The following is a 3,226-nucleotide window of genomic DNA, read 5'->3' on the forward strand; positions in this document are numbered from 1 at the left end:
CCGTCGCCCGACGCTGGCCAGTTCGCTCGGTCCCCTACGACGGCGTTGGCCAACCCGACACTCAAGTGCTGCAGGTCTAGTCGCATTACACGCGCCCAAGTATGTATTTTCGTCGTTTTCAAAAACCTTGTTCCCCTTGCCCCATCTGTAAACTCCACAGCCAAGGTGACACATGCACATAATTTTTCAAACATCGCGTGTAAATTTGGCAAAATTTTCGCACGCCAAATCCGGTATCTTATATGAACAGGCACTCATGGCTGTTCGATATCGGAGACAAGTTATGAATAACCCAAATCGCATATCGCTCACAATTGTCGGCGGCGCATCGCTGGCTTCGCTGGGCACCTACTATATCATGACGAAGTACGCTTCCGGTGATGCTGCCGCTCCAACCATGCAACAAGAAGGCGTCACTGAGACCAAAGGCTATGTCACATCGACTCGGTCCGTCAATTGGCAAGTGTTGCTCAAGCGCGCGGTCGAAAAGAAAACCAGCCTTCTTACCCTGACCAAGAAATACGACATCCAAAGCGATCGCGAACTCACCCAGTCTATATTTAAAATCGAAGCGTCCAACACCCGCGTCCGCGTGAATTATCATGTGGAATACCCGATTGGGTACATCATGACGCCGGGAAGCTTCAAAGTCTCGGGCGGCGCTGACGGGTTGGTGCTGACAATGAAACGGCCGGAACTGATCGCTAAGCCGTCAGTCCGGTTGGACAAGGCAATGGTGATTGATAGCGGTCTGCTCTTTGACGAACAAAAGGCATTGGTCAGGCTGCAACAAAGCATCCAACGGGTCGCCGAAAAGAGGGCGAAGGCGGTGCTGCGGGGCAAGGATGTATTGCCTACCAGTGAGAGAGCGCTGCGCGCGTTCCTTCAGCCATTCCTTATTGCGGCGGCCGACGGCAAACCGGTGCCACCAATTAAGATCATCTATCGATAATTAAACCCAACAACTGAAACCCAACGAGGGCCCCGGAGCGATCCGTGGGCCCTTTTTTTGTGCCCTGTTTCTAAGGAAAAATGAAATGATCACTATATACGACAGTGCCGATATGGCGCGCGTTATCACGGGTCCAATTGACCCAAATTTGAAAACCATTCTGCAAGACCGACTGGAGCTGCTTTCTGAATTTCTTGGCGAATGGGACTTGGGCGATCTTGCGCACTTCATTGTCGTTGAGCCAAGCGACAGCATGGCGGCAATTGAGACGGAGCTTGGCTTATCGCCGTTCGTCAATCTTGTGGATGACGTGCGCTATCCTGATCCGGCGTTCGAGCCATCCTGGGAGACATGCCTTTACCGGCAATGCCACTACTCGTTGACGTTCGCCTTGTCGGATACTGGTTTGGGGCTCTGTTTGATCGTTCCTGATCGCGATGACATCGACCCACAGTTGTTGGAGTTGTGTCGCGCGTTTCGGACGCAATAGGCCAGAGGAGACACGTTGGCGGCCCGGTGGGGGTAGGCATCGGCGGTGCGGGTTTGGCGCCCCTGCATTGCCGGTTGCTTACGGATGAGATCCCTTCCGGCAAAGTGAGCTGCACGGCACGACAAATTCTAGCTGCCTGCCAGCGTGACAAGCTCCGGAATCTGAGAAACTGAAATTCTGGACCGGGTCCCGAGAAAGTCGCGGTTCAAGCCTTCAATGTCGCCGCATCTATTTTGGCAATATTGCGCTTCTTGCTGCGAGGCTTTACCACCGACTTGCGGTCCAGCCGCTGGCTGGTTCTACATGATTCCAACATATCGATCATTTTGACTGCAACGTCTTTGAACCTCATGCCGTAATCGCTCACCTGGAGGGGTGAGGTGAAATCGAACAAATTACCGCCTAACCAGATTTCGAGATGCTCGACATTCCGGCTCACGGTAGATTGGTTGCACCCGAGTGTTTTTGCGGCTGCACTAAAACTGTTGTGCTCAATCACAGCCAGAAAAGATTGCACCCAAATCAGCCTTAAGCCCAACATAGGATTTTTTGACATTCAAACCTCGTCTCGTTTCGGATTCTTCATTCCCGAATCAAACGAATCAGGTGCGGAAAGTTACAGCGAATCACGTGCCAAAACTTGGCATGTTGCGCCGACCGCCATAAAATTATTTTTATGAAAGTCCATGCAATCGTTGCATAGCTGAAACCACAAAGCATTGAACACAGAGTTATGCATTCAATGCATAGTGTTAGTCAAAGTATTGTTTATTATCATTTATTTTCGTATAATTGCCTTCTCGCAAGAAGCGATATGAAAGGTAAACCATGATTGAGTCTAGTACCAAAAGGCCTGAAATTTTAGGTCAAATTCGAAGAGTTCCCAGCAGCGCCAATGTGTCGCAAGAGGAGTTCGAACATGAAAAACAGTAGAAATATTACGGACAGTGCCATCGCGACCTTATTCACGACGTCAGAAAATAGGGACGCGAACAAGCATCGATATATTTCGCAAGTAGCCAAGGATAATAAATCTAATGGCTTGGAGGTTATTGAATACGGCACGTCAGGCCAAGATGCGCTCGACCAGTTTGGGTTATTTGGGCTCGTTGGCGTCGTTGCAATATCCACCGTGGACGAAAACGTAACAAAGCCTCAGATCATCGAAAAAATGCAAAGTTGCGCTCCGCAGTTAGATGATAAATTCTGTTGCCAGCTTATCGAAATTCTGACCGGGACAAATCCTGACACGCACATGTTGAAGGTTCGCCCGGACGGTACGTACACAATGATCGACATGACTTAATTGCACGCGTCCGCCGGGAGGCTGGAAACCTGGAAAACTGGATTTCTGGCCATCCTGGCGGCGCCGCCCCGCGCGTGCGCTCAGGCAATTCGAATGAGACCGCCAGCGTCGAAGGGCTGCTCTTAGCTGCCTGTTAGCCTCCACATGAGGAAATATCGATTGGCTTGGGTCGTGGCTTTGCCGCGCCCAGAGAAGGAATTTACAATGGAAAGATCATTAAATCCGTTTGCAGCGGAATATGCAGGTAAATGGCTAACGGGCGGTGTCGTCATCGCGCCCGTTGACCGCGACGGCAAGCTTTTGGTTACACCAGAAGCGTGGGCCCAAAAAGACTTCGAAGAAGTATACGACTATTTCATGCAACATCCCGGTCATGAGTATCAAGTCATGCTGCCTGAAGGTCAAATAATGGTATTAGCGCACGACGCCCATTCGGAGCGCCAAAGTCGTGCTACGCTCAAAAACATGGGGCTCGTAC

At 50.7% G+C, this 3,226-nt stretch carries 5 protein-coding genes; 4 read left to right on the forward strand and 1 reads right to left on the reverse strand.

Annotation, left to right across the window (positions count from 1 at the left end; translation table 11 throughout):
* Positions 1-283 precede the first annotated feature (283 nt).
* The gene (locus tag ACLL9E_RS05170) at positions 284-952 is read left to right on the forward strand and encodes a hypothetical protein (RefSeq protein ID WP_411290675.1); all 669 of its coding nucleotides are present in this window, start codon (positions 284-286) and stop codon (positions 950-952) included.
* 85 nt (positions 953-1,037) lie between these two features.
* Positions 1,038-1,442 carry a hypothetical protein gene (locus tag ACLL9E_RS05175; protein WP_411290676.1) on the forward strand — a complete coding sequence of 135 codons (405 nt, stop codon included), beginning with the start codon at positions 1,038-1,040 and terminating at the stop codon, positions 1,440-1,442.
* A 205-nt stretch (positions 1,443-1,647) separates the two neighbouring features.
* Here ACLL9E_RS05175 and ACLL9E_RS05180 read toward each other — a convergent pair whose 3' ends face one another.
* On the reverse strand, positions 1,648-1,998 hold the full coding sequence (locus ACLL9E_RS05180) for a LysR family transcriptional regulator (RefSeq protein WP_411290677.1): 351 nt from the start codon (positions 1,996-1,998) through the stop codon (positions 1,648-1,650).
* 363 nt (positions 1,999-2,361) lie between these two features.
* Here ACLL9E_RS05180 and ACLL9E_RS05185 point away from each other — a divergent pair, with 363 nt between their 5' ends.
* A complete protein-coding gene (locus ACLL9E_RS05185; protein ID WP_411290678.1) occupies positions 2,362-2,748 on the forward strand; it encodes a hypothetical protein in 387 nt (128 codons plus the stop codon).
* Positions 2,749-2,952: 204 nt separating this feature from the next.
* The coding region (locus ACLL9E_RS05190; RefSeq protein ID WP_411290679.1) for a hypothetical protein at positions 2,953-3,226 on the forward strand (274 nt) is incomplete at its 3' end.

Source organism: Sphingorhabdus sp. (genome assembly GCF_046596595.1).
Classification (GTDB): domain Bacteria; phylum Pseudomonadota; class Alphaproteobacteria; order Sphingomonadales; family Sphingomonadaceae; genus Sphingorhabdus_B.